1 protein-coding gene is annotated in these 2,238 nt (G+C 44.5%); it reads left to right on the forward strand.

Annotated features, from left to right (window positions below; all coding sequences use genetic code 11):
• The first annotated feature begins 70 nt into the window (after window positions 1–70).
• On the forward strand, window positions 71–1,522 hold the full coding sequence (locus IQ234_RS20575; RefSeq protein WP_193958435.1) for a RecQ family ATP-dependent DNA helicase: 1,452 nt from the start codon (window positions 71–73) through the stop codon (window positions 1,520–1,522).
• Window positions 1,523–2,238 lie beyond the last annotated feature (716 nt).

The following is a 2,238-nucleotide window of genomic DNA, read 5'->3' on the forward strand; positions in this document are numbered from 1 at the left end:
CCTCCCCACCTCCCCACTCTCCTGCTCCCCAATTCATAATTCATAATTCATAATTCCCAGCAGTTAACCCATGTCTTCCCACGATACCGAAAGCATCCAGACTATTTTTCAGAAAATTTGGGGCTATGATAGCTTTCGCTTTCCCCAACAGGAGATTATCGAGACAATTTTAGCGGCAAAAGATGCCCTAATTGTCATGCCCACGGGATTTGGTAAATCTATCTGTTTTCAACTGCCCGCTTTATTAAAAACCGGCTTAACCCTAGTGATTTCTCCCCTAGTGGCCCTGATGGAAAATCAGGTGGAGGAATTATTAGCCAAAAAATTACCCGTTGCCCTGATTCATCACGAAATCCCCCGACAACAGAGAAAGAAAACCTTAAACGCGATCGCAGATCAAACCCTGCGACTTCTCTATCTTTCCCCGGAAACCCTCTTAAGTCCGCCCCTCTGGTCAAAATTAACCCTTCCCCACGTTAAAATTAACGCTCTCATCCTCGACGAAGCCCATTGTTTAACCCAGTGGGGCGATAATTTTCGTCCTGCTTACCGTCGTCTCGGTGCTGTTCGTCCCGCTCTTCTGCAATCGAAACCGGCCGGCAGCCAAATAGCGATCGCTGCTTTTACCGCCACCGCTAACCCTGCCACCCGTGAGACTCTCACCCGCGTCTTACAACTAGAAAAACCGCAGCTTTTCTTAATAAATCCTTACCGTCAAAACCTTGACTTAAGCACCAAAATATGTATTAGCCCCGGTTGTCGTCGTCATCAACTATTAAACTTCCTCACCGGTCAACCTCGACAATCCGGCCTGATCTATACTCGTTCCCGTCGCCATAGTGAAAATTTAGCGGCATGGTTGCAATCTCTCCATTATCGCACCAGTGCCTATCATGCCGGTTTATCCCCCTTTCAGCGTCGGGAAATAGAACAAAATTGGCTGCGGGGGGATTTAACTTTTGTTGTCTGTACCTCAGCTTTTGGCATGGGTATCAATAAACCCGATGTGCGTTGGGTTGTCCACTACCAACCCCCAGCTTTACTATCGGAATACCTACAGGAAATCGGCCGCGGTGGTCGCGATGGCGGTAAAATGCAGGCTCTCACCTTAATTAGTGAACCGACGGGATGGTTAGATAATAGCGATAAAAACCAGCAAAAATTCTTTAACTCCCAACAGGAACGCCAATACCGACAAGCTTGGCAAATTTTAGCCCAAATTCCCCTAGAGGGGAAAGTAGAGGCAATTAGTGCCGAATTTCCCGATGGTGCGCTCATTCTCTCCCTTTTACACAGTCTCGATCGCTTAGAATGGCTCGATCCTTTTCATTATCGGCTTATTTATCGCCATAATTCCGCCAAGATGACTTTTAAACCCAGAAATGAGATGTTTCCCTACCTCTATACCCGTCGCTGTCGTTGGCACTTTCTCTTAAATGCCTTTGGTTTTCAGGAAAATGCCGACAATTTTCGCTGTGGTCATTGCGATAATTGTCGTCGCAATCGACCTCTGGTAAGCTAGGAAGCGCCAAAGCAGGGAGAGGAGATCATTTGTGCTAAATTTTTTATGTCTTTTTTCTCCTCCTGTCTCGGATTCTCCTCAGCTAAGGTCAGATTTTTGATTTTTGCAGGAGATCTATAGCGGTTTTCCTAGAAGTTAGTCCCGATTGAATTTATCAAGGGATTTACTATACCTTACCCGAAATAATAGTGAAATTTTGTGACAAAGTGCAGCCAGATATAAGAATCTTTGCTAGATTCCTAGAAAGCTTCTGTGATCAGTCTCCTTAAAGGAGGCTGTTTGCAGTAAGCTAATCTGGCTAACAGGCTTTTGGGCGTGATATAGGGAAAAGTTCTGGCGATCACGCCTAAGAAAGTTGACCCATATTGTTACTCTGGAGAGTGTTATGCGGAAAGTTTCCGTTATGACTGTTCTGAATTCAGAATAATGCTGGTCGGTTGATTGATTGATTGATTGAGTATTTTGGGATGCTCCACTGTTAGCCGCTATCAATTAAATGATAAGCCTTATCCAACTCAAGACAATGCAAATGGGATTCAAAAATTTATTATTTACTATCGGAACAATTATTCTAATAGTCAGTTTGCCTTATAGCGGGTTTCAGTTGAATGAGGTACAGCATGGATGACTAGGTAGGCTCTTTAAAAGGGGTATCGCAATAGCAACAATGGGTAAACCAGTGATGGATGTCTCGCAATGTAATCTGACTAAAGGCT

Source organism: Microcystis aeruginosa LEGE 91341 (assembly GCF_015206885.1).
GTDB classification, from domain to species: domain Bacteria; phylum Cyanobacteriota; class Cyanobacteriia; order Cyanobacteriales; family Microcystaceae; genus Microcystis; species Microcystis aeruginosa_H.

Bases quoted from the DNA above. Each gene is read 5' to 3' on its own strand.
- IQ234_RS20575 (WP_193958435.1), top strand. From the start codon at position 71: ATGTCTTCCCACGATACCGAAAGCATCCAGACTATTTTTCAGAAAATT.